The sequence below is a fragment of the Ruegeria sp. AB5 genome, assembly GCF_056542645.1.
The window spans coordinates 246090-269041 of the sequence record NZ_JBQGAE010000005.1; the positions used below are offsets into that span (position 1 = coordinate 246090).

Consider the following 22952-nt stretch of genomic DNA (forward strand, 5'->3'; position numbering starts at 1 on the left):
CTAGCCATTGCGATGCCCCGGTTGCCGAACTATCTAAAGTCACAACCCAGATAGACGCGGATCCGCTTACATGTCCCTCAATCACGTGCGCCCTTGGCGCGACATATATCGACGGAAATCCCGCCAGATCATGGTCGGCAATGTGCCGGTCGGGGGCGACGCGCCTATCGCGGTGCAGACCATGACCAACACGTTGACCACGGATGTGGCTGCAACGGTCGCGCAGGTTCAGGCAGCAGCCGAGGCGGGGGCGGACATCGTCCGCATATCGGTGCCGGATGAAGCTTCGGCCAAGGCGCTGAAAGAGATCGTGCGCGAAAGCCCGGTGCCGATTGTCGCCGATATTCATTTTCATTATCGCCGCGGCATCGAGGCCGCCGAGGCTGGGGCGGCCTGCCTTCGGATCAACCCCGGCAACATCGGAGATGAAAACAGGGTCAAGGAGGTCATCAAGGCCGCCCGCGACCACAACTGCTCGATCCGCATTGGGGTGAACGCAGGCTCTTTGGAAAAGCATTTGCTTGAGAAATATGGCGAGCCTTGCCCCGAGGCGATGGTTGAAAGTGGGCTGGAACATATTCGTATCCTTCAGGATAACGACTTCCACGAATTCAAGATCAGCGTGAAAGCCAGCGACGTGTTCCTGTCGGCCGCAGCCTATCAAGGGATTGCCGAGGCCACCGACGCACCGATCCATCTGGGCATCACCGAGGCCGGCGGGTTGGTCAGCGGCACGATCAAATCCGCCATTGGTCTGGGAAACCTGCTGTGGATGGGTATCGGGGATACGATCCGCGTCAGCCTGTCAGCCGATCCCGTGGAAGAAGTGAAAGTGGGTTTTGAAATCCTCAAGTCACTGGGCTTGCGCCATCGTGGGGTGAACATCATCTCATGCCCCTCCTGCGCCCGGCAAGGGTTCGACGTGATCAAGACGGTCGAGAAACTGGAACAACGGCTGGAACACATCAAGACACCCATGAGCCTCTCGATCATCGGCTGCGTCGTGAACGGCCCGGGCGAGGCGCTGATGACCGATGTCGGCTTTACCGGCGGCGGGGCCGGTTCGGGTATGGTGTATCTGGCGGGCAAGGCCAGTCACAAGATGTCCAACGATCAGATGATCGATCACATCGTGGAACAGGTCGAGAAGAAGGCGTCGGAACTGGATGCGGCGGCCGAGGCGGCAGAGTAGGCGCGAGGGGTGTCTATCTCGGAGATGGCAGTCTTGAGATGTCAATGACAAGGGCCTGCCCAGATTCGGTGAAATAAATTGGGTGTGACGGTAGCCTGTCAAGGCTTGGGCCTTTTTGAGGGCGGCCCAACATGTCAAAATGAACACCTTGGCACGGGTCTAGGAACCCGCCGTAGTCGCCAGCCTGAGAAAGAACGATACATCCAAAGCTCGCTGTAGTTATGGCGCTGACGATAAACCATTCCAAACGGGTAAAATCTTGAGAACCCAGCGCGTCCTCAAGCGATCCGTCGTTCAAATACTGCTCCCAATCCTCCACAGAAATGCTTGGCTCGGCCTGCGCCATTGCAGTTGCTATTTCCGTTGAGCTACGACGCCAAATAATAGCAGGCCTCCCTTCGATGCTCAGGCGTTTGACGTCTCCAGGCTTCCAGCTTTCTATCGGAAACGTGTGCAGTATGGCTTGATACCTGGATTTGACATCGGCGGATGGGTCCATACTGGACAACAAAAAGTGCAGACCAATCGCGGCCGTCAAAAGCGCCCACCCGGCTGTTACATAGTAAAGAAGTACGCCTTTTTTCATCACAATTGATCTTCTCAAAACCGGTGCAGTAAATCGCGCTTTGGATTAATGCCTAGCGAAACGCCCCTCTGATGGAAAGCGCGTTCCAGTGTAACTATTTGATTTAGAATCAAAGGAAAATTGGGTTACTCGTCGAAGTTCGGATAGATGAACCCGTTCACCGGATAGAAACTTCCATATTGCCCCGGCTGGCTTTCGACCCGGACCAGCGTCCAATCGTTGTTTTTGGATACGTCCTTGACGCTCATTTGCAAGGATACCCTGTTGCGGTGCCAGTTGGCGTGGTTAATGATGACTTCCCTGTCGGCAACAATATCGGATACGACTGCGACATGGCCCAAGGGCATTCCGTTGGTTGCCCGAAAGGACATCACCGAGCCCACAACAGGTTCATTGCCCCGATCAAAGATATTGTGTGCCTTGCCCCACCAGTCTTTGGCGTTACCGCGAATTTCGATACCGCTGAGATTGCGTGCGTAGGGTACACACCACACTCTTTGCCCTCGGGCCTGCTTTTTCGAGACCTCTTGCAGCGCCATCACCTGACGTTGCGGATCAAGATCCGTGTCGTTTGAGCTTTGAGAGCAGGCAGACACAAGAACAACCAGCCCCAGCGCGACCACAGCGCGAGCTGTTCCGGGACGGCGCGGCCAAATCGAATTCGTTGTTCTGTCGCTGTTATGCAAGAAACTTCATTGCCGGTTTGAGTGGTACCAGAGTTTTATTGTGATCTTGTGGACTATGAAAAGGGGTTTGCGAGGTCCCCGGCAAGATTTTGCCAGTTGCGATGGCTGGATGTGGGCCAATGACCACATAACAACACCGACACACGTCCTGAGTGACAAACGATAGTCAGAAATCGAGCCTCTGCAAAAAGGCGCAAACCCGGGAGCGGCGGCTTTTGGGTCAAAGCCGCCTGAACCACATATCAACGTGGACTGAGGGGTGCCGTGCCCCCCAGCTTTTATCCCTGTTCCGCGCGAACACCATCCGCGATCTGCTTCATTTGATCGGCGGGCAGGAAACCACGCAGCATCTCGGTGCCCAGAACAAAGGACGGCGTTCCGGAAATCTGCATCCGTTGCGCCAGTGCACGGGTGCGGGTGATCTCATCCGTCACGCGATCGCTGTCCATCGCGGCTATGATCGCGTCGCTGTCCAGTGCCAGACCGTCCGAGATGCGGCGCAGCGTAACCTCGCTTGGTTCTCCGCTGAATTCCAGCAAAGCGTCATGCACCTGTTTATAGGCGTCGTCACCCGCCACATGTTTGGTCGCGACTGCAAACCGCGACGACAGGACCGACGCATCGCCCAGAATCGGGAACTCTTTGATCACCAGACGGATATTGCCATCTTCGGCCAACAGGCTGGCCACCTCGGGCACCGCGCGGCGGCAATAGCCACAGCGGTAGTCCATGAACTCGACCAGAGTGATATCTCCGTCCGGGTTTCCGCCGACCCAGCTGTAGCCGTCATTGAACAGTTCCTCGGCATTGGCGGCAACCAGCTCGCGGTCCGCCAGTTCCTGCGTGGCGGCGTTGCGCTGTTCCAGAATGTTGATCGCCTCGATGATCACTTCGGGGTTCTCCAACAGGTATTCGCGGACCTGCGCGCCGAACTCGGCCTTTTCGGCATCGCTCATCGCGTTAAGATCCAGCGCATGTGCGGGCGCTGAAATCAAGGTGAGCCCCAGAAGGGCGGGGGCTGCATGTCTGAGGATCATTTGCGTTTCCTTTTCGCTTTCTCTGCGCGTTCTGCGGCAATCAACACATCTTGTGCTCTTTGCCAACCCGGCGAGCCTTCGGGCAACTGCCCGATGGCCCGTTTTGCGTGAATGCCCGCATCGGCCAGTCGACCTTGCAAAGCATACCTTTCTGCGGTGACGGTCGACGCCATCCCGTTATTGCCAACTTTGGAATAGGCCACACCCAGATCACGCATCAATCGCGCGTTGCGGTAGTCGCGGGCCCGGGCCTTTTCCAATGCGTCCAACGCCTTGTCCGTTTGTCCCTGATGCAGCAGGGCCCGTCCGTATCCGGCCAGGATCAATGCGTCATTCGGGGCCATCTCAACAGCTTGGGCATAGGCTGCAACAGCGTCCGACATCTGTCTGTTTTCCAACAGGATCTGGCCTTTTAACTCATAGTAGAATGGGTCACCCGGTCGCATCTTCAGGGCTTTGTCGATGGCCGCCCTGGCCTGAACCAGATCGTGGTTCTGATGGTGGGCCGAAGCCTCGCGCATCAGGCGTATGTCCTGGTCTGTTTCCTCTTTGGCGCGGCGCAGGGTCCAGCTCGGAGACCGCAGAAAGGCCGACAGCTTGCCTTTGACCCGGGCAAACCAATAGTCGGCATTGGCGTCGGGTTGGGCCTTGTCGCCGAATTCGTCCAGAAACGCCTTGGCCGCGCGCAGGCGTTCCCTGCTTGTGGGATGCGATCGCATATAGGGGTCCTGGTTGACGGTGCTCAGCAATTCCTGACCCGCGAATTTCTGGTGTATCTTGACCATGCCGCTGGGCGAGATACCGGCCCATCGCAGATAGCTGGCGGCGCTGCGATCCGCCGCTGCTTCTTCGGCGCGTGTGTGTCCGAGGAACCCGCGCAACGCCGCACTCTGGGTCCCGGCAGCGATTCCCGCGGCAGCCTCGCCGCCACCCGCTGCGGCCGCGATCAGGGCAAGTGCCGTGCCCAACCCGGCTTTGCGCTTGGCGTCCTCCAGGTTCTGCATCCGGCGGGCCAGATGTCCGTTGGCGATATGGGCAGCCTCATGCGCGATAACGGCTTGCAGCATCTCGGGGCTGTCGACGGACAGGATCAGGCCATAGTTCAGATAGATGGCGTTGTAGTCGATGACAAAGGCGTTGAACGTGCTGTCATTGACCACCAGTATCCGCACCTGTTTGGTGTTCAACCCCGCTGCGCGCAGCACCGGAAAGGCAAGCTCGCGCAGCCCATGTTCGATATCCGGATCGCGGATCAGGCTTTGGGCATGACTTTGTGCCGCGGCCGCCAGCCAAACGGCGGCCGCAAGTATCAGGGCCGGGATTGACGCCAGCCGGGATACACGTTCAAAAGCCATGGCTGCAACATGGGAGATGGGCATGAGAAACTCAACCCGGTCCGGGGTCGATCCGTTTATTGTGATGGACGTGATGGAGGCCGCGCGCAAAGCGGAAGAGGCGGGACGCCACATCATCCATATGGAGGTCGGCCAACCCGGAACCGGCGCCCCAAAAGGTGCGACCGAAGCTCTGGCAAAGGCCATGCAGCAAGGCCCGCTGGGCTATACGGTGGCTTTGGGTCTTCCGGCGCTGCGGCAGCGGATCGCGCGGATGTATGGCGAATGGTACAATGTCGATCTGAACCCGGACCGCGTGGTTGTGACACCTGGGTCTTCCGGCGGTTTTCTGCTGGCGTTCACCGCTTTGTTCGACAGCGGGGATCGCGTCGGCATCGGCGCGCCGGGCTATCCATCCTATCGCCAGATCCTCAAAGCGCTGGGTCTGGTGCCGGTCGATTTGCCCACCGCACCGGAAAATCGGCTACAGCCTGTGGCCACAGATATTCAGGGGATGGACTTGAAAGGCCTGATGGTGGCCTCACCCGCAAATCCCACTGGTACCATGCTGGACCACGCAGCCATGCGCGCTTTGATCGAGGCCGCCGGGGCGCAGGGTGCCTCTTTCATCAGTGACGAGATTTATCACGGGCTGGAATATGAGGCCAAGGCTGTCACCGCGTTGGAACTGACCGATGAGTGTTATGTCATCAATTCCTTCTCGAAATATTTCTCGATGACCGGCTGGCGGGTTGGCTGGATGGTGGTGCCCGAAGATCACGTTCGCGTGGTTGAAAGGATTGCCCAGAACATGTTCATCTGCGCACCCCATGCCAGCCAGGTGGCTGCGCTGGCCGCGATGGAGTGTGAGGACGAGTTGCAGTCCAATCTGGATGTCTATCGCCAGAACCGGAGCTTGATGCTGGAAGGATTGCCCAAGGCAGGGTTCACCAATATCGCGCCGCCGGACGGGGCGTTTTACGTGTATGCAGATGTCTCTGACCTGACCCAGGACAGTCACGCCTTTGCCGCCGAAATTCTGGAAAAGGCAGGCGTCGCGGTCACGCCGGGGCTGGATTTCGACCCTGAACGCGGGCACACGACCCTGCGGTTTTCTTATGCTCGTGCCACGGCTGACATTCAGGACGGCCTGGACCGCTTGTGCGGCTTCATGGCGGATCGGGGTGCGCTGACACAGAAGGGGTAAAGCGTTCACAAACCGCAAAGGATGCGATACTGTCCAGCTCAAACGATCTCGGGAAAACTTGAGGCCATGAGCAGGATTTTCTATTGCATCGCGCTGATCTGGGCGCTGTCCGGTGCTGCCGTCGCGCAGGAGTTCACTGCACTGGCGCGTATCCAGCCGGACCAAAGCCGCATCGTGGATGCCGGGCGCAACGCTGTGCGTGTAGAGCTTGGGCTAAGCCAGGGCGTCCCGTACCGCATCTTCACCCTGCGCGATCCGTATCGCATGGTTATCGATTTCCAAGAGGTCGACTGGACGGGACTTGCCCCCGAGGTCTTTCTGCAAACAGATCGGATCAGCGGCGTACAGTTCGGTGCCTATGTTCCGGGCTGGTCGCGTCTGGTGCTTGAACTTGGGGCTCCGATGGCTGTTGAGACGGCTGAACTGCGACTGGACGCCCGTTCGGGTGCAGCTTTATTGTCGTTGCAGCTTATGGGGACGGATTTCGATACGTTCAACGCGTCGGCGGGCGTGCCTGACAATCCCGGATGGGATCTGCCTGAACCGGCATTTGCGAGCAGGGATGTTCAGCACAATCCGAACAGGGCCTTGCGTGTGATGCTGGACCCGGGTCATGGCGGTATCGATCCGGGGGCCGAGGTGGGCGGAATTGACGAGAAGACAATGATGCTGACCTTTGCGCGCGAGTTGCGCGAGTTGCTTTTGCGTTCAGGCGGTTACGAGGTGGTCCTGACGCGCGTCGAGGATCAGTTCGTGTCACTGGAACGGCGCATCTCGCTGGCGCATCGGGCGGGCGCCGATGTGTTCATCTCGCTTCACGCAGATTCGCTGTCCGAGGGCCAGGCCCATGGCGCGGCGGTTTACACGTTGTCCACGGATGCCTCGGACGTGGCCAGCGTGAAACTGGCCGAACGGCATGATCGCGGGGATCTTCTGTCTGGAATTGACCTCAACGGTGCTGACGATCAGATCACGGATGTCTTGTTGGACATGGCGCGTCAGGAAACCAAGCCGCGCACCCACTCCCTGGCCCGCGCGCTTGCCAACGGTATGGCGCAGCAGGGCGGCCCGATGAACCGCAAGCCTTTGCGCACCGCATCCTTCTCAGTGCTCAAGGCCGCAGATATACCATCGGTGCTGGTCGAACTAGGATTTTTGTCCAGCCCCAGAGATTTGAAAAACATCAAAAATCCCGAATGGCGGGCCAAGATGGCATTGGGGATCTATCAGGGACTGGAAGACTGGCGGCAGCAAGATGTGATCAGACGCGCCTTGATTGGACAGTGACCTGACGGCGCAAAGCGGCTAGAATACGCTTGTGGTTTTGACCCTTGGGCGGTGCGACCTTATATAGGCGGCAGCGCGAGAAAAAGGCAGTAACGTGATCCGGTTCATTCTTTCGATTTTCGGGGCGATTTTCAGCCTCGTGACTTTGGGTATCTTCATGGCCGCATTGGTGGTTGGTGCGGTGTTCTGGATGTATGGCCGTGATTTGCCAAGCCATGAATCGCTGGCGCAATACAAGCCGCCGACAATCAGCCGGATCTACTCGGGCAAAGGCCAGTTGATCGACGAATTTGCGCAGGAACGCCGCCTGTTTACGCCGTCCGAAGAAATCCCCGATCTGGTAAAACAGGCCTTCATCTCGGCCGAAGACAAGAATTTCTACACCCATCAGGGCTATGATCCGCGCGGCATCATCGCCGCCGGGGTCGAGGCGGTGCGGACCAAGGGTGAAACCGTGCGCGGGGCCTCGACTATCACGCAGCAGGTGATGAAGAACTTTCTGCTGTCGGGCGATCGGCAAGCCGAACGCAAGATCAAAGAGATCATTCTTGCGACCCGGCTTGAGGATACGCTGGACAAGGAACAGATCCTCGAACTTTACATGAATGAGATTTTCCTTGGTCAAAACTCTTACGGGGTGACTGCTGCCGCACAAACCTATTTCAACAAAACCCTTCAGGAACTGGCTCCGCACGAGGCCGCGATGCTGGCCGCCATGCCCAAAGCGCCGTCCAGTTACCATCCGGTTCGCCGCAAGCAACGCCTTTTGGATCGCCGCAACTATGTGCTGCGCGAGATGAACCAGAACGGGTACATTGATCAGGCGACCTATGAGGTCGAGGTCGAAATGCCTCTGCGGTCGGTCCAGAACGGTGATTTTGAAAGCTTCCGCACCGCCTTGCCCCCGCGTGACTATTTCACCGACGAAATCCGGCGTCAGTTGAGCGACGATTTCGGCGAAGGTGAGTTCTTCACCGGTGGCTTCACCATTCGCGCCTCGGTCGACGAAGAGATGCAGGTCGAGGCTGCGAGGGCGTTGCGCGAGGCGTTGCAGAAATACGATCTGTCGCGCGGCAAGTGGCGCGGGACCGGCGAGGTGATCGCCGAAGACCAGTTGGCGGATGAGGCGCAGTGGCGCGAGGCGCTGTCGCTGATGGAAATCCCCCGCGATGTGGTGCTGCCGACCCAGTGGTATCCGGCAGTTGTGATGGACGTAGCCGAGCAGCAACTGACCGTCGGAATCGAGGATGGCCCCTCGGATGGCATCATCCCACGCTCGGACATCAAATGGATGCAGGGCAACTTCTTTGACAATTTCAAACGTGGCGATGTGATCCTTGTCATGGCAGGGGAAGAAGGCCAGTGGTCCGCTCGTCAGGTGCCCGAAGTGCAGGGTGGCTTTGTGGCGATGGACGTGAATTCGGGCCGCGTTCTCGCCATGCAGGGCGGGTTTTCGTATCAGGACACAGTGTTCAACCGCGCCACGCAGGCGCAGCGCCAGCCGGGATCATCCTTCAAGCCCTTCGTCTATGCGGCCGCCTTGGACAGCGGATACAGCCCGGCAACAATTGTTGTGGATGCGCCGATCGAGGTGAACACGCCGCAGGGTCTGTGGCGCCCCAAGAACTCATCAAACAAATTCTATGGCCCGACGCCGTTGCGGACCGGGATCGAACAGTCCCGGAACCTGATGACGATCCGACTGGCGCAAGAGGTCACGATGCCGGTTGTCGCAGGCTATGCGGAGCGGTTTGGTGTCTACGACCGCATGGGGGCATTTCTGGCCAACTCGCTGGGGTCCGAGGAAACGACACTGTACAAGATGGTTGCGGCTTATGCGATGTTCGCCAATGGGGGCGAGCGGGTCGAACCCACGCTGGTTGACCGAATTCAGGACCGGTTTGGCAAAACAATCTACCGCCATGACGATCGTCAATGTCTGGATTGCAACTCCAGCTGGTTGCAGCCTGACGAGTCGCCTACCATCGAAACCAACCGCTCACAGGTTATGGATGCGATCACCGCCTATCAGCTGACGTCAATGATGAAAGGCGTTGTAGACCGCGGAACGGCATCGCGGTTCGTGGACCTGCCGGTGCCAACTGCAGGCAAGACCGGCACCACCAACGAATCCAAGGACGCGTGGTTCATCGGCTTTACCTCGAACATCGTGGCGGGATGCTATATCGGCTATGACCGCCCGCGACCGATGGGCCGGGGGGCCTATGGTGGTACGATGTGTGGCCCGGTCTTCCAAAGCTTCATGGAAAAAGCCGTCGAGAAATACGGGGGTGGACCGTTCGAAGTGCCTGAAGGTGGTCACTTTATCAAGATCGACCGCTTCAGCGGCGCGCGCCTGCCAGCGGATGCGACCGGCGACTATGTCGTGGCCGAGTATTTCCGGGACGGTGTCGACGGGTTTATCGACCGGATCTATGATGGTGGATTCGCCATTGGATCGGACTTGCCACTGTTCGAAGAGGTGCAGCGTGCCGGGGTTCAGGTGCAGACCTCAACCGGCCAGACCGTCACGGTTGGACCCAAGGCAACGCAAGGCGACGTGACGACGGGTGGCCTCTACTGACCTGAAACTGACAGCAGCAAGCGCAACAGATCGGCTTCCTTGTCGTCGGCGATGGGCCCGTTTGCCCTCCAGAAGATTGACAAGGCGCATTTGACGGCTGCCCATTCTGCCAGGCGTTGTCTTTGGACGCCGAGCGCATCGGCATAAAGCGACAGGCATCTTTCCATGTGTTGCGGCTGGCGCACCAGATCCGGCATCCCTTTCGGGTGGCGGATCGCATTGGCCAGTTCGAATGCGGGATCGCCCAGATACCCTTTGGCATCTATCACGCGCGGCCCGGTCTGTGTGAGGATGATGTTGTCCGGGTGCAGGTCGCCATGCAGCGCAACACCCGGTGCCAGGGTCTCCAGCAGGTTCTGGGCCAGTTGCGTGGCGCGCCTCATATCCCGAGCCAGACCGGCAGGGCAAGTCTTGTCGAAGCGGCAATCCAACAGTGGATTGATCACTTCGGTCAGCGGGCGCATCCCGGCAACCCGACAAAGCGGTGGTGCGTGCAGACGCCCGGCCGTTTCCGCCAGAATGTCCAGAGCCCGAGCAACCTCACCCTGTCGCGCGATGTCGCCGAGTGTTGGGCCCTCAAGCCATTCCATCAGGATAGCCGTCTCGGTTTCCTTGAGGACATGGACGGCGCCCCGGTCCTGCCACGCGATCAAAAGATTGGTTCCCGGCGCTTCGTTCCCGCGATGTGCACGGCGATAGAGCTTGAGTGCTGCGGTCGCGCCGTCCGGGTCACGAACTTTCCAAACCTGGGCCGATCCGGTTTCCGCAACCGGCTTGATCAAGGTCAGTTGCCAATGATCCAGAATCTCTTGCGGTGGGCTTTGCATTCCCTGGTTGCCTGTCTTGTGGTGACCTTCGCCTCTTGCTATCACGCAGGCCTGATTGAGCAAGTTGGGACAAGACGATGCGCGCTGAAACCCAGAATACCGTGGCGGAAATTGAAAAGTCGCTGGAGCTGTTGGCGCAGCGCATGGACTATGACACCGCGCCACACCGGCTTGAAGAATTCAACGCGCGCGTCGAAGACCCGAACCTGTGGGACAACCCCGAAAACGCGCAAAAGCTGATGCGCGAACGTCAGATGCTGGTTGACGCGATCGAGACCTATGAAACTATAAAGACCGATCTCAGCGACAATATCGAGCTGATCGAACTGGGCGAAATGGAAGAGGACGAAGAGGTCGTCACCGACGCCGAGGACGCCATCAAAAAGCTGGGTGCAAAAGCCGCCAAGAAAGAGCTGGAGGCCCTGCTGGACGGAGAAGCCGACAGCAATGACACGTTCCTCGAAATCAACTCGGGCGCGGGGGGTACCGAAAGCTGCGACTGGGCGTCGATGCTGGCGCGAATGTATGTGCGCTGGGCCGAGAAAAAGGGCTATACGGTCGAACTGCAATCCGAGACTGCGGGCGAAGAGGCGGGGATCAAATCCGCAGCCTACAAGATTTCGGGACACAACGCCTATGGCTGGCTGAAATCGGAAAGTGGCGTCCATCGTCTGGTCCGGATTTCGCCCTACGACTCGGCGGCCAAGCGGCATACCTCGTTCAGTTCGGTTTGGGTCTACCCGGTGGTCGATGACAATATCGAGATCGAAGTGAACCCCTCGGACATTCGGATTGATACCTACCGGTCCTCAGGCGCCGGTGGCCAGCACGTGAACACGACAGACTCGGCGGTGCGGATCACGCATATCCCGACCGGGATTGTGGTGACCAGCTCCGAAAAATCGCAGCACCAGAACCGCGATATCGCGATGAAGGCGCTGAAATCCCGGCTGTATCAGCAGGAGTTGGACCGTCGCAACGCCGATATCAACGCTGCTCATGAGGCCAAGGGCGATGCGGGATGGGGCAACCAGATCCGGTCATACGTGTTGCAGCCCTATCAGATGGTGAAGGACCTGCGAACCAATCACGAGACCTCGGACACCAAAGGGGTGTTGGACGGTGATCTGGATGAGTTCATGGCGGCAACGCTTGCCCTGGACGTGGCAGGCAAGAGCCGGTCCGAGGCGCAAGGCGACTAGGTCGGGCAGGGGGCTCTGCCCCCGCCGCGGCAGGCCGCGACTCCCCCGGGATATTTTTGGCCAGATGAAAAGGATCCGCGCCGTGCGGGCTGCGCCGGGAAAAGATGTATTTAAACAGTGGGTTTTTTTGCCTGAGTGGCCCGGCTAGGCTGGGTTTGAGGTCAACAGATCGAGGCGTGTGAACCCCAGATGGATTTAACTCAGTGGTCTGCAACGGTGTTGGCCGACAATCTGTCATCGGGTGAGGTTTCCGCCGCCGAAGTGATGCGCGCAACGCTGGATCGAATTGATGCGGTGAACGGCACTGTCAATGCGATCGTGGCCTTGAGGGACGAGGGCGCGCTTATGACTGAAGCGGCCGCGCTGGATGCCGGACCCGGTCGGCGGGGACCATTGCACGGTGTTCCCATCGCCGTGAAGGACCTCGTCAATGTGGCGGGTGTGGTCTCGTCCCAGGGATCGCCGTTGTTTCGCGCGTATGTGTCGGATCGGGATGACTTGATCGCTGCTCGGATGCGTGCTGCGGGGGCGATATTGATTGGCAAGACCAACTCGCCGGAGTTTGGCCTGGGTTCAAACACGTTCAATCCCGTCTACGGAGCGACCCGGAACCCGTATGACGCGGCGCTGAGTTGCGGAGGGTCGTCCGGCGGAGCTGCAGTGGCGCTGGCGACGGGAATGGTCTCGCTGGCCGATGGGTCCGATATGATGGGCAGCCTGCGCAATCCGGCGGCGTGGAACAATGTCTACGGATTTCGCCCAAGCTGGGGTCGGGTGCCCTCGGAACCCGACGGCGACGGGTTTCTACACCAGATTTCGACATTGGGCCCTATGGCGCGCAGCCCGCAGGACCTGGGGCTGTTGCTTGATGTAATATCGGGGCCGGATCCCCGCCAGCCACTGACGGCGAGCGCCTCGGCGGTGTCGCCCGTACGACCTGCCGATCTGAAAGGGATACGGATTGGCTGGTTGGGAAACTGGGGCGGTGCGTTTCCGATGGAGGATGGTGTTTTGGAACTGTGCCGCGATGCCCTGGCCGTATTCGAAGCACAAGGCGCCGTGGTCGACGCGGTGGAACCGCCCTTTAATGCCGAGCAGATGTGGGAAAGTTGGATCACGCTGCGTTCATGGACTGTTGTGGCCAAGTTATTGCCGTTGCGCGACAAAGCTGCCGCGCTGAAAGACACCGCGCAGTGGGAGTTGGAGCGCGGATTGAACCTGACCGCGATTCAGGTTCACGATGCCAGCGTCGTCCGGTCGGAGTGGTACCGCCGAGCGGTAGAAGTACTTCAAAGCTATGATGCGCTGGTTCTGCCTGCAGCTCAGGTCTGGCCATTCGATATCGACACGCCATATCCGACCGAGATCGCAGGTCGCGCGTTGGACACGTATCATCGTTGGATGCATGTGACTGTGCCGGTCAGCCTGATCGGATTGCCCTGTCTGGCAGCACCTGCCGGGTTTGGTGCGGCGGGGCTGCCGATGGGATTTCAGCTGTTTGGCCCCAAAGGCGCTGATTCACGTTTGTTGTCGCTGGGGGCAGCCTATCACGCAGCGACCGATTGGCCGAAACAAAGACCGGCGATGCGATAGAGCTGGCAGGGAGGAAGAAGAGATGGACAAACCTTTCGGAGTGCCCGAGATGCGACCCGTGGACGCCTCGATGGTACGAGAGGCACTGCGGCGCGCGTGGGGTGACTTTCGGCGCGCCCCTCAGTTCGGATTGATTTTCGCGGGGTTCTACGTTCTGGCGGGATGGGCGATGGCCTGGGTAACCCTGCAGACGGGAACCAGTTTCTGGCTGGTTTTGGCCGCGATTGGCTTTCCGCTCATCGGGCCCTTCGCCGCCGTTGGACTATATGAGGTCTCTCATCGGCTGGAACGGGGCGAGGCGCTGGATTTCGGAGCGATCTTCGGGGTCGTTCTGCAACAAAGTCGCCGCCAGTTGCCTTCGATCTGCGCCATCATTGTTGTGATGTTTTTGTTTTGGTTCTTTCTTGGCCACATGATTTTTGCCTTGTTCATGGGCCTGTCGACGTTAACCAACGTCTCCTCTTCGGTTGAAGTGTATCTGACGGCCAACGGGTTGATGATGCTGGCTGTGGGCTCGGTCGTTGGTGGGATCTTTGCGACCGTCTTGTACATGATTACCGTTCTGTCGATCCCGATGTTGCTGGATCGAGAGCTGGATTTTGTGACAGCGATGATTTCCAGCTATTCCTATGTCGCCGCCAATTTGCCCGTGATGCTGGCATGGGGGATTTTCATCGCGGTTGTGACATTCGCCGCAATGATTCCATGGTTTCTGGGCTTGTTGGTGATCTTGCCTCTGCTGGGTCATGCCAGCTGGCATTTGTACCGCCAGATCACGGATGACAGCGAAACCTAGCCTTCGGCCTTTGACGCCGGTTTTGGGTGCCTGGTCTGTGTTCGGGACACTTGCCGAGCGGCCTTGAGCACGGTGCTTGTGTCGTGACCGAGATGTTTTAGAACCACCGGCTTGGGATCACGTCCGTTAAACGGGCTGAAGACCGTGCCCCGCCAAAGCTTGCCGTCTTGCGATACGGCATAGATCTTGCTGTCGTGACCGTCGCGATGAGAAATCAGAATATAGACATACTCGCCCGAAATTGTTGCAATCCCGCGCAGTTCGCGGGCTTTGGGCGTGTCTTCCGGCATCGCATCGGGCGGTGCGTGACCTCGGATCAAGGTACATTGCGGCAGTTTTTTTGCGTAGAGCAGTATAGTCGATTGGTTTTCGGACACTGCGTAGAACCCGGACGGGAATACACAACCCGAGGCGGCGTCAGTGCCCGACCCAAGAAATTCGGTCAGGGTCGCGTTCACATCAAGAGGTTCGGAACTCGGGATGTCATCAAGCGGCGCCAGCACGATGCGGGCATCCACATCAAAAAACCGGCACAGTCGATCCAGAACATCGGCGCGCGGAAAGCTTTCGCCGGCCAGGTATCTGTTGAACTGCGTGCGGTTGATGCCAAGCTCTCGACACAGGGCCGAGACAGAGGGGTACTTTCGCGCCAGCCGTCTGAGGTTCTCACCAAACATGGCGCGAAGTTCAGCGGGGCTGCGGGTATTGTCAGTCATAGTCGTCCCAAGGCTTGGCGGTTTCTTCTTTGAAAACAGCGGCGAAGGCCGGCGGACCGTGCTTATGACCGAAATCGTACAGATAACCCCAAGCAACGTTCCCCACGTCGCGTTGCAGCTGAGAGGCTAGCGCCGACCAAGACAAACGCAACAAGTTTTGTCTGTTCAATGCAGTCTTTATGTTGAGAAAGTGGTGTTATTGCACATTTGACGCATAAAATACCGCATCGGAATGACTGGCGTGTTTGGTCTGACTGACGGTGGTCCGGCCTCGGCTGGTTGGCCGAGACCGGTAAAAAGGGGATCAGTCGCCGCGCAGCAGGGCGGCAACGCCCGTCCGGGCGACTTCGACAAGGCCCAGAGGGCGCATGAGATCAGCGAAGGCGTCGATCTTGTCGGGCGCGCCTGTGATCTCGAAAATGAAAGAATTCAACGTGCTGTCGACCACATTGGCGCGGAAGATGTCCGCAAGACGCAGCGCCTCGACGCGTTTGTCGCCGCCTCCAACGACTTTGATAATCGCCAACTCGCGCTCGACCGAGGGGCCTTCGACCGTCAGGTCATGAACCTCATGCACGGTCACGATCCGGCCCAGCTGTGCCTTGATCTGCTCGATCACCTGCGGCGTGCCGGTGGTGACAATAGTGATGCGGCTGAGGTGGCCGGTATGATCCACCTCGGCCACGGTCAGGCTTTCGATATTGTAGCCACGGCCCGAGAACAGTCCGATGACGCGAGCCAGAACACCCGGCTCGTTCTCGACCAGAACCGCAATTGTATGCCGTTCCTGCACGTCCGAAAACGTGGGTCGTAGGTTGTAGGCCGAATGGCGGGTAGAGCCTTTTTTGATATGTAGGGCAGACATTTATGTCCCTTTCATCATCTTAAGATGTCAGGCGCGCGAGCGCCCGACAGAATTCGTCGAGAAGGTTTAAACCAGAACCGACCCTTTGGAATCGATCACGCCCTGCGTCTCGGATTCGCCCAGCAGCATCTCGTTGTGGGCTTTGCCCGACGGGATCATGGGAAAGCAGTTCTCGTGCTTTTCGACCAGACAGTCGAAAATCACCGGACCGTCGTAGTTGATCATCTCCATGATCGCATCGTCCAGATCAGCGGGGTCGGAACACAAGATACCCTTGGCCCCAAATGCCTCGGCGAGTTTGACGAAATCGGGGAGAGCCTCGGACCAGGAATGCGAGTACCGCTCGCCATGCAGCAGCTCTTGCCATTGGCGGACCATGCCGAGGCGTTCGTTGTTCAGAATGAATTGCTTGACGGGCAGGCGGTACTGAACGGCGGTGCCCATCTCCTGCATGTTCATCAGCCATGAGGCTTCGCCTGCGACGTTGATCACCAACGCATCCGGGTGCGCCATCTGCACGCCGATGGAGGCGGGGAAGCCGTATCCCATCGTGCCCAGCCCTCCGGATGTCATCCAGCGGTTAGGGTCTTCGAACCCCAGATATTGCGCTGCCCACATCTGGTGCTGGCCCACTTCCGTGGTGATATAGCGGTCGCGCTTTTTGGTCAGTTCTTCCAGACGTACCAATGCATGCTGAGGTTTGATCGACTTTTCACTGTTGGTATAGGCAAGGCAATTGACCTTGCGCCAGTTACTGATCTGCGCCTGCCACTGTTTGACATTCGCCGCATCGGTCTTGCGACCACGCGCTTTCCAAACCTTGAGGATATCCTCAAGTACATGGGCCACATCCCCGACAATCGGGATGTCCACGCGGATCACCTTGTTGATCGACGAGGGGTCGATATCGATATGTGCTTTCTTCGAATTGGGCGAGAACGCGTCTATCCGCCCGGTGATCCGGTCATCGAACCGCGCGCCGATATTGATCATCAGATCGCAATCATGCATCGCCAGATTAGCCTCGTACAGCCCGTGCATCCCCAGCATGCCCAACCAGTTCTCGCCGGAGGCGGGGTAGGCCCCCAGACCCATCAGGGTCGAGGTGATCGGGAATCCCGTGGCATCCACCAGCTCGCGCAGCAACTGGCTGGCCGCAGGGCCCGAATTGATGACGCCACCACCAGTATAGAAGACGGGCTTTTTTGCCGTTTCAATCGCGGCGACCAGTTCGGTGATCTCTTCCAGATCCCCTTTCAGAACCGGCTGGTAGTGGGACGTGGACGGTTTCGGTGGGCTGTATTCGCCAGAGGCAAACTGAACGTCCTTCGGAATGTCGATCAGAACCGGACCCGGCCGGCCGGATGTGGCAACATGGAAGGCTTCGTGCATGGTTTCAGACAGCGAATCCGTGTCCTTCACCAGCCAGTTATGCTTGGTGCAGGGGCGGGTGATACCAACGGTGTCAGCCTCTTGAAACGCGTCCGAGCCGATCATGAAGGTCGGAACCTGACCGGTCAGAACCACAATCGGGATTGAATCCAGCAGCGCGTCTGTCAGGCCGGTGACCGCATTGGTCGCGCCGGGGCCCGAAGTCACCAGCGCAACGCCCGGCTTGCCGGTTGACCGCGCATAGCCTTCGGCGGCATGCACGGCGCCTTGTTCGTGACGCACCAGAATGTGGCGAATGTCGTTTTGCAGAAAGATCTCGTCATAGATCGGTAGGACGGCGCCACCGGGGTATCCAAATACCGTGTCCACGCCCTGATCCTTGAGGGCTTGAACTACCATCTTTGCGCCGGTCATCTCACGTGTCATCTGCTTTGCTCCGTTCGCGACATGTGTCTTGCGTTTCGCATAAAAAAAGCCCCCGATGTTTTCGGAGGCGCATGGGTTCGATTATGGTTTACCGTTACCGGCCCATGCGCGTGGTTCCTACGATTACGACTAGCGTTCTCATCGCCAGAGGCTCCTTCTTTACGTGCAGGGACATTATGGTCGGGGGAAAGGGGCGTCAACAGGCAATTGCACCAATTTTCTATCTCCATGCCCCTGTTTTGCGACATTTTGTTGCGCAGATTGCCGCACGTTGGGAATTTCCGGGAATTCTGAGAGCAGATTTGCAGATTCTCGTGAAACCGGACTGGTCTGAAAGCGTCAAGCGAATGTCCGAAACGAGCATGATAGGCGGCTGCGACTGGGTCAGGCTGAGAGGGACGGGACACTCAGGGAGGCACAAGATGCTGCAGGATGTGGTGGATTTGGGGCGGTATCCGATCGACCGTCCGGGGTCACACGCCTATGACAGGTTGATCAGCGACATTCAGCGTGAATTGGCGCAGGACGGTTGCGCAGTCCTGCCGGGTTTCGTCCATCAGGACGGTTTGGATCTGCTGGTACACGAAGCCGATGCCGCCGCACCCAATGCGCATCGGTCTTTCAACCGTACAAACGCATATTTCTCCAAGGATGACACGCGCTTTGGGATCGGCCACCCGATCCGACGTTTCTATGACCGGTCAAACGCCTTTGTTCCGGCGGATAACTTCCCGGCCTCGGGCCCGCTGCGCCGGATTTACGAGTTTGACGGGTTCATGCCATTTATCCGCCTTGCACTGGGCGAACCGGTCGACAGGTTTTTTCGCTATGATGACCCTCTGGCGGATGTGATTATCAATGTCGTGGAAGAGGGACAGGGTTTTCCCTGGCATTTCGACACCAACAATTTCACCGTGACTCTGGCCATTCAGAACGGAGAGCAAGGCGGCGCGTTCGAATATGTGCCAAACCTGCGAACCCCTGAAGACGAAAACTTCAACGCCGTGGCGTCCGTGTTGGATGGTGATAGGTCCCGCGTGCGTTGTCTGGAGTTGCAGCCCGGTGATCTTCAAATCTTCAAGGGCCGGTATTCGCTGCACCGGGTCGCACCGGTCATTGGCGCCCGCAGCCGGTATGTGGGTATCTTTTCCTTTGTTGAGGCCGAAGGGATGTGCGGCGGTATCGAACGCACGCAACAACTTTATGGTCGCGTGCTTCCACATCACTACAAACGCGAAGGGACACGCAGGGATCAATTGCTGGATTGACGGATTGCCTGATGTAGCATGATCATATGTCGGACCGGAGGTTTTGATGTCGAAGCTGCTGCACCTCACACCATTTGTTCTGTGCTCATCGCTGGACGCCCAAATCGCGTTCTATTGCAGGCGGCTGAAGTTCGAATGCGGGTTTCGTCAGGACAACTACGCGTTTCTGTCGCAAGGTCCGATTGCGATACGCTTGCTGGAATGTCCGCCCCGAAAAGATGGCAAGCCTCTGGGAGACTCTCAGTCCTATTACATTGATGTCGAGGGTATCGACGCGCTCTATGACCGTCTGAAAGACGGGTTGAGCGATTTGCCAAAGGGTCGTGTCCGCCCGCCGTTCGACCAGCCATATTTGCAACGTGAGTTCCACGTCATTGATGAAGATGGAACCCTGATCTTTTTCGGCGAAGATATCCGTCCGAGAACGTAGCGGCTCCCGCCCATCGTCAAAGCGCCTGCGGCGCGTCTCCTCTGGTTGGGCCGCGCAGCGCGTGCCGCGCTGCGGTGGGATCAGTAGCCGACACCGGTGCCCTGCAGGACGCCATGTTCCAGTGCATAGCGGGTCAGACCCGCAGTTGAGGAAATCCCCAGCTTGCGCTTGATGTTCTTGCGGTGTGTCTCGACCGTGCGAACCGAGATATCCAGGGCGAGAGCGACTTCTTTGTTGGATTTGCCTTGTGCCAGTTCCAGCAGGATTGTCTGTTCCCGCCCGGTCAGGGCCTCGCGCGCGCTGCCGCCCTTGGGCTTGAGCGACCCGCTTGCGCCGGTGCACAAGTATTGCTCGCCCTTCATCACAGCATCGATGGCCAGCTTGATCTCATCCGTGGGCACGTCCTTCAGCACATACCCCTTGGCCCCGTGACTGAGCGCGGTCGAGATGTATTCCGGGCTGTCATGCATCGACAGGATCAGGATCCGCGTTTCCGGCAACCGTTCGAGGATGATTTCGGTCGCGCTGAGCCCCCCAAGGCCGGGCATGTTCAGGTCCATCAGGATTACGTCGGGGGCAAGATCGACCGCCTGATCCACCGCAGCCTGGCCGCTGCCGAGCGTGCCGACCACGTCGATCTCATCATAGCTTTCGAGGATCGACTGGATGCCCTCGGCCACCATTGGGTGATCATCGACGATGAGGACTCGGATAGTCATGTGGCGACCTTTCGGATCGGGTTTGCGTCTTCCTGCGGCGGCAGAAGGTGGCTGAGCGGCAGGCTGGCTTCGATCACCGTCCCCCCATGCGGGCCGCGTGATGACAGAATACGCAACGATCCGTCAAGCTGTTCGATGCGTTCCTGCATGTTGCGCAGCCCAATTCCAGAGTTCATGGAATCGGGTTCGGCCTCAAGACCGCGGCCGTTGTCGATGATCCGCATTGTAGCACCCTTTTTGTGCCCGCGCAGATCAATCGTCACCTGCGAGGCCTCGGCGTGGCGTTCGATATTGGTCAGGGCCTCCTGAGCGATACGGTACAGAGCGATCTTGCTGTCATGGTCCAGACGGTTGCGAAAGACAACGGTCGAAAACTCGGTCTCGATGCCCGTCCGGTCGCGGAAGTCATCGGTCAGGGCCTTGAGCGCAGGGCCGAGCCCCAGATCGTCCAGGACGCCGGGGCGCAGGTCCCGGCTGATGCGACGTACTTCGGTGATCGCGCTTCCAAGGTGGTCGATGCCCTTGTCCAGCGGAGCCTGTGCGCCTGCATCATCGCCTCGGGACAGGCGGCGGCGCGCGTTGTCGAGCGCGTAGCGCACACCTACAAGAATTTGACTGATACCGTCATGTAGTTCTCGTGCAACCCGGCCACGTTCTTCTTCCTGCGCGTCAAAGACGCGTTGGGTCAATTCCTTGAGCTTGGCATCTGCAAGACGTCGTTCGCGAATGTTCAAAAACCAGCCCGAGGCGAAGACAATCAGAACGGCGGCCAGAACGATACCGCCGATATACATGAAAGTGCGTCTTACGCGGGTTTCGACTTCGGCGCGGGCATTTGCGACAGTGACAAGAATGTCGTCAATGAAAACACCGGTACCCACCGCCCACCGCCAATCCTGTAGGCCGACGACATAGGCGATCATCTGCGCCTCTTCCCCGGTTGAGGGCTTTTGCCACATGAAACTGTGCCAACCTGCACCCTGGCGGGCCAGTCGGATGAATTCATCAACAATCGGCGTGCCGTCGCTGTCGGTCAGACCCTCCCAATTGCGGTTGATGAACTGGGTCTGACGGGGGCTGACAAGGTTGTTTCCGTCGTAGTCATAGACAAAGAAGAACCCGTCCTGACCATAGATCATCGCCGACAGAATCTGTGTGACAAGAGTTTTGGCGACATCGTCGTCCGGTTCGGCGCGGCCATAGATATAGGCAAAGCCATTGCGGGCCTGGGTGACGTAGTTCTTGAGCTCTTCTTTTTTTGCTTCGATCAGGCGCAGCTCAAGCGCTTGTATTTCGCGCTCGGCGGTGGCGCGGGCTTGGTAGGCGACCAGAATGGCAATGGCTGCCACGGCGACGACCAGGGGGATGGCCGCAACCAGAGACAATTTCTGCCCGTAGGTGAGTGAAACCAGGTTTCTTAGTTTCTGCATGGTCGAATCGATACGCAAGCGGCAACAAAATTGCAAAAAGATTGGACGTTATCGTCCAAAATGAATGGGAAATCCGGATTGAACTGGCATTCCTGAGTAATTTGCCTGTGAAAAACTGTCAGAAACCCGGGTTTCTACGCAGTAGTAGGTATTTTCTTTCACTTCTCTGCCATTACCCTCCCGATCATTGAATACGACAGACCCGGACTAGTCCGGGGTACGACCAATGAAGGGGAGGAATACTCATATGGATCGTCGTTCATTTCTGAAAAAATCCGCTTTGGGCGGCTCGGCTGCTGCTGCAACGGCACTGGCGGCGCCGGCCTACGCGCAGGGTCAGCGGACCCTGACCATGGTGACCTCGTGGGGTCGTGGTCTGGCGGGTGTGTTTGATGCGGCGCAGCGCAGCGCCGACAGCATCAACGCGATGTCCGATGGGAACCTGACGGTTGAGATCAAGGCCGCAGGTGAGCTGGTTGGCGCGTTCGAAGTGTTTGATGCCGTATCCTCGGGTCAGGCCGACATGTATCACGCGGCAGACTACTACTTTGTGGGTCAGCACCCGGGCTATGCCTTCTTCACCGCTGTTCCGTTCGGCATGACCGCGCAGGAACTGGTGAACTGGTACTACCATGACGGCGGTATGGAACTGCATGACGAGCTGGGCTCGATCTTCGGACTGAAATCCTTCCTGGCGGGGAACACCGGTGCGCAGGCAGGCGGCTGGTACTCGAAAGAGATCAACGGCCCGGAAGATTTCCAGGGTTTGAAGTTCCGTATGCCGGGTCTGGGCGGTCAGGCGCTGGGCAAACTGGGCGCATCGGTTCAGAACATTCCGGGCTCAGAGGTGTATCAGGCGCTGTCCTCGGGTGCGATTGACGGCACCGAGTGGATCGGCCCCTGGGCGGACGAAAAAGCGGGCTTCCAGGAAATCACCAAGACCTACTACACCGCGGGCTTCCACGAGCCGGGCGCGGGTCTGTCTCTGGCCACCAACCGCGATGTCTATGACAGCCTGACGCCAGCTCAGCAGAAGATCATCGAGATCGCAGCAGCCGAAGCGCACCAGTGGAATCTGGCGCAATTCCTGGCCAACAACGGTGCAGCCCTGCAGCGTCTGCAGTCAGGCGGCGTAAAGGTTATGGAATTCCCGGACAGCGTTTGGGATGCATTTGGTCAGGCGTCGCAGGAAGTTCTGGACGAGAACATGGGCGATGAACTGTTCAAGAAGATCCATGACAGCGCGATGTCCTCGATGGCATCTTCCTCGGGCTGGCTGAACCTGTCGTCCGGTGCCTACACCGAACAGCGCGACCGCGTTCGGGGCTAAATTCAAGCCAGATGAATAATCGGTTTCCCCGCAACAGCGGGGGAA

General features: G+C 58.5%; 20 protein-coding genes. 10 read left to right on the plus strand and 10 right to left on the minus strand.

What is annotated here, in order from left to right; translation table 11 throughout:
• Positions 1 to 70: 70 nt before the first annotated feature.
• Positions 71 to 1192 carry a flavodoxin-dependent (E)-4-hydroxy-3-methylbut-2-enyl-diphosphate synthase gene (gene ispG, locus ACR0L4_RS11920; protein WP_480513163.1) on the plus strand — a complete coding sequence of 374 codons (1122 nt, stop codon included), beginning with the start codon at positions 71 to 73 and terminating at the stop codon, positions 1190 to 1192.
• 13 nt (positions 1193 to 1205) lie between these two features.
• Here the strand turns inward: ispG and ACR0L4_RS11925 are convergent, their stop codons facing one another.
• The 4 genes from ACR0L4_RS11925 to ACR0L4_RS11940 all read right to left on the minus strand — a co-directional run bounded on the left by ACR0L4_RS11925 (position 1206) and on the right by ACR0L4_RS11940 (position 4880).
• Positions 1206 to 1778, minus strand: a complete 573-nt coding sequence (locus ACR0L4_RS11925; protein ID WP_480513165.1) for a Rieske (2Fe-2S) protein — start codon at positions 1776 to 1778, stop codon at positions 1206 to 1208.
• A 125-nt stretch (positions 1779 to 1903) separates the two neighbouring features.
• Complete coding sequence (locus ACR0L4_RS11930) at positions 1904 to 2464, minus strand: CHAP domain-containing protein (protein ID WP_480513167.1); 561 nt, start codon at positions 2462 to 2464, stop codon at positions 1904 to 1906.
• Positions 2465 to 2742: 278 nt separating this feature from the next.
• Positions 2743 to 3501, minus strand: a complete 759-nt coding sequence (locus ACR0L4_RS11935) for a DsbA family protein (RefSeq protein WP_170750758.1) — start codon at positions 3499 to 3501, stop codon at positions 2743 to 2745.
• Positions 3498 to 4880 (minus strand): M48 family metalloprotease, encoded by a 1383-nt coding sequence (locus ACR0L4_RS11940; protein ID WP_480513169.1) that lies wholly within the window; start codon positions 4878 to 4880, stop codon positions 3498 to 3500. Before ACR0L4_RS11940 ends, ACR0L4_RS11935 begins: the two co-directional genes overlap by 4 nt.
• Between ACR0L4_RS11940 and ACR0L4_RS11945 the strand changes: the two genes are divergently transcribed.
• The 3 genes from ACR0L4_RS11945 to ACR0L4_RS11955 all read left to right on the plus strand — a co-directional run bounded on the left by ACR0L4_RS11945 (position 4879) and on the right by ACR0L4_RS11955 (position 9913).
• Positions 4879 to 6042, plus strand: coding sequence for a pyridoxal phosphate-dependent aminotransferase (locus ACR0L4_RS11945; protein WP_480513171.1), 1164 nt, complete (start codon positions 4879 to 4881; stop codon positions 6040 to 6042). The genes ACR0L4_RS11940 and ACR0L4_RS11945 overlap by 2 nt on opposite strands.
• Before the next feature lie 66 nt (positions 6043 to 6108).
• Positions 6109 to 7329, plus strand: a complete 1221-nt coding sequence (locus ACR0L4_RS11950; protein WP_480513173.1) for an N-acetylmuramoyl-L-alanine amidase — start codon at positions 6109 to 6111, stop codon at positions 7327 to 7329.
• 94 nt (positions 7330 to 7423) lie between these two features.
• The gene (locus tag ACR0L4_RS11955; protein ID WP_480513175.1) at positions 7424 to 9913 is read left to right on the plus strand and encodes a penicillin-binding protein 1A; all 2490 of its coding nucleotides are present in this window, start codon (positions 7424 to 7426) and stop codon (positions 9911 to 9913) included.
• Here the strand turns inward: ACR0L4_RS11955 and ACR0L4_RS11960 are convergent.
• A complete protein-coding gene (locus ACR0L4_RS11960) occupies positions 9907 to 10740 on the minus strand; it encodes an aminoglycoside phosphotransferase family protein (RefSeq protein WP_480513177.1) in 834 nt (277 codons plus the stop codon). The two genes, ACR0L4_RS11955 and ACR0L4_RS11960, sit on opposite strands and share 7 nt — an antisense overlap.
• 77 nt (positions 10741 to 10817) lie before the next feature.
• On the opposite strand from ACR0L4_RS11960, the gene prfB reads away from it, so the two are divergent.
• The 3 genes from prfB to ACR0L4_RS11975 all read left to right on the plus strand — a co-directional run bounded on the left by prfB (position 10818) and on the right by ACR0L4_RS11975 (position 14331).
• The gene (gene prfB / locus ACR0L4_RS11965) at positions 10818 to 11942 is read left to right on the plus strand and encodes a peptide chain release factor 2 (protein ID WP_170750746.1); all 1125 of its coding nucleotides are present in this window, start codon (positions 10818 to 10820) and stop codon (positions 11940 to 11942) included.
• 189 nt (positions 11943 to 12131) lie between these two features.
• The gene (locus tag ACR0L4_RS11970) at positions 12132 to 13535 is read left to right on the plus strand and encodes an amidase (protein WP_480513179.1); all 1404 of its coding nucleotides are present in this window, start codon (positions 12132 to 12134) and stop codon (positions 13533 to 13535) included.
• Positions 13536 to 13557: 22 nt separating this feature from the next.
• Positions 13558 to 14331 (plus strand): DUF2189 domain-containing protein, encoded by a 774-nt coding sequence (locus tag ACR0L4_RS11975; RefSeq protein ID WP_480513181.1) that lies wholly within the window; start codon positions 13558 to 13560, stop codon positions 14329 to 14331.
• Here the strand turns inward: ACR0L4_RS11975 and ACR0L4_RS11980 are convergent.
• The 3 genes from ACR0L4_RS11980 to ACR0L4_RS11990 all read right to left on the minus strand — a co-directional run bounded on the left by ACR0L4_RS11980 (position 14328) and on the right by ACR0L4_RS11990 (position 17730).
• On the minus strand, positions 14328 to 15047 hold the full coding sequence (locus tag ACR0L4_RS11980) for a helix-turn-helix domain-containing protein (protein WP_480513183.1): 720 nt from the start codon (positions 15045 to 15047) through the stop codon (positions 14328 to 14330). The two genes, ACR0L4_RS11975 and ACR0L4_RS11980, sit on opposite strands and share 4 nt — an antisense overlap.
• Positions 15048 to 15351: 304 nt before the next feature.
• Positions 15352 to 15912 (minus strand): acetolactate synthase small subunit, encoded by a 561-nt coding sequence (gene ilvN, locus ACR0L4_RS11985; protein WP_170750738.1) that lies wholly within the window; start codon positions 15910 to 15912, stop codon positions 15352 to 15354.
• 66 nt (positions 15913 to 15978) lie between these two features.
• Complete coding sequence (locus ACR0L4_RS11990) at positions 15979 to 17730, minus strand: acetolactate synthase 3 large subunit (RefSeq protein WP_170750736.1); 1752 nt, start codon at positions 17728 to 17730, stop codon at positions 15979 to 15981.
• 422 nt (positions 17731 to 18152) lie between these two features.
• Here ACR0L4_RS11990 and ACR0L4_RS11995 point away from each other — a divergent pair, with 422 nt between their 5' ends.
• Both ACR0L4_RS11995 and ACR0L4_RS12000 read left to right on the plus strand, forming a co-directional pair.
• Entirely contained in the window at positions 18153 to 18998 is an 846-nt protein-coding gene (locus ACR0L4_RS11995) for a HalD/BesD family halogenase (protein WP_480513186.1), read from the plus strand.
• 46 nt (positions 18999 to 19044) lie between these two features.
• Positions 19045 to 19428 (plus strand): bleomycin resistance protein, encoded by a 384-nt coding sequence (locus ACR0L4_RS12000; protein WP_170750732.1) that lies wholly within the window; start codon positions 19045 to 19047, stop codon positions 19426 to 19428.
• Positions 19429 to 19508: 80 nt separating this feature from the next.
• Here the strand turns inward: ACR0L4_RS12000 and ACR0L4_RS12005 are convergent, their stop codons facing one another.
• Complete coding sequence (locus ACR0L4_RS12005) at positions 19509 to 20147, minus strand: response regulator transcription factor (protein WP_170750730.1); 639 nt, start codon at positions 20145 to 20147, stop codon at positions 19509 to 19511.
• Positions 20144 to 21577: a cache domain-containing protein gene (locus ACR0L4_RS12010; protein ID WP_480513188.1), complete on the minus strand. Its 1434-nt coding sequence runs from the start codon at positions 21575 to 21577 to the stop codon at positions 20144 to 20146. The genes ACR0L4_RS12005 and ACR0L4_RS12010 overlap by 4 nt, the downstream gene beginning before the upstream one ends.
• Positions 21578 to 21824: 247 nt before the next feature.
• Here ACR0L4_RS12010 and ACR0L4_RS12015 point away from each other — a divergent pair, with 247 nt between their 5' ends.
• Entirely contained in the window at positions 21825 to 22907 is a 1083-nt protein-coding gene (locus ACR0L4_RS12015; protein WP_170750727.1) for a TRAP transporter substrate-binding protein DctP, read from the plus strand.
• The last annotated feature ends 45 nt before the right edge of the window (positions 22908 to 22952 follow it).

Bases quoted from the DNA above. Each gene is read 5' to 3' on its own strand.
- ACR0L4_RS11990 (WP_170750736.1), bottom strand. From the start codon at position 17,730: ATGACACGTGAGATGACCGGCGCAAAGATGGTAGTTCAAGCCCTCAAG.
- ACR0L4_RS12015 (WP_170750727.1), top strand. From the start codon at position 21,825: ATGGATCGTCGTTCATTTCTGAAAAAATCCGCTTTGGGCGGCTCGGCT.
- ACR0L4_RS11925 (WP_480513165.1), bottom strand. From the start codon at position 1,778: ATGAAAAAAGGCGTACTTCTTTACTATGTAACAGCCGGGTGGGCGCTT.
- ACR0L4_RS12000 (WP_170750732.1), top strand. From the start codon at position 19,045: ATGTCGAAGCTGCTGCACCTCACACCATTTGTTCTGTGCTCATCGCTG.
- ACR0L4_RS11995 (WP_480513186.1), top strand. From the start codon at position 18,153: ATGCTGCAGGATGTGGTGGATTTGGGGCGGTATCCGATCGACCGTCCG.
- ilvN (WP_170750738.1), bottom strand. From the start codon at position 15,912: ATGTCTGCCCTACATATCAAAAAAGGCTCTACCCGCCATTCGGCCTAC.
- ACR0L4_RS11945 (WP_480513171.1), top strand. From the start codon at position 4,879: ATGAGAAACTCAACCCGGTCCGGGGTCGATCCGTTTATTGTGATGGAC.
- ispG (WP_480513163.1), top strand. From the start codon at position 71: ATGTCCCTCAATCACGTGCGCCCTTGGCGCGACATATATCGACGGAAA.
- ACR0L4_RS12010 (WP_480513188.1), bottom strand. From the start codon at position 21,577: ATGCAGAAACTAAGAAACCTGGTTTCACTCACCTACGGGCAGAAATTG.
- prfB (WP_170750746.1), top strand. From the start codon at position 10,818: ATGCGCGCTGAAACCCAGAATACCGTGGCGGAAATTGAAAAGTCGCTG.
- ACR0L4_RS11975 (WP_480513181.1), top strand. From the start codon at position 13,558: ATGGACAAACCTTTCGGAGTGCCCGAGATGCGACCCGTGGACGCCTCG.
- ACR0L4_RS12005 (WP_170750730.1), bottom strand. From the start codon at position 20,147: ATGACTATCCGAGTCCTCATCGTCGATGATCACCCAATGGTGGCCGAG.
- ACR0L4_RS11970 (WP_480513179.1), top strand. From the start codon at position 12,132: ATGGATTTAACTCAGTGGTCTGCAACGGTGTTGGCCGACAATCTGTCA.
- ACR0L4_RS11960 (WP_480513177.1), bottom strand. From the start codon at position 10,740: ATGCAAAGCCCACCGCAAGAGATTCTGGATCATTGGCAACTGACCTTG.
- ACR0L4_RS11950 (WP_480513173.1), top strand. From the start codon at position 6,109: ATGAGCAGGATTTTCTATTGCATCGCGCTGATCTGGGCGCTGTCCGGT.
- ACR0L4_RS11940 (WP_480513169.1), bottom strand. From the start codon at position 4,880: ATGCCCATCTCCCATGTTGCAGCCATGGCTTTTGAACGTGTATCCCGG.
- ACR0L4_RS11935 (WP_170750758.1), bottom strand. From the start codon at position 3,501: ATGATCCTCAGACATGCAGCCCCCGCCCTTCTGGGGCTCACCTTGATT.
- ACR0L4_RS11980 (WP_480513183.1), bottom strand. From the start codon at position 15,047: ATGACTGACAATACCCGCAGCCCCGCTGAACTTCGCGCCATGTTTGGT.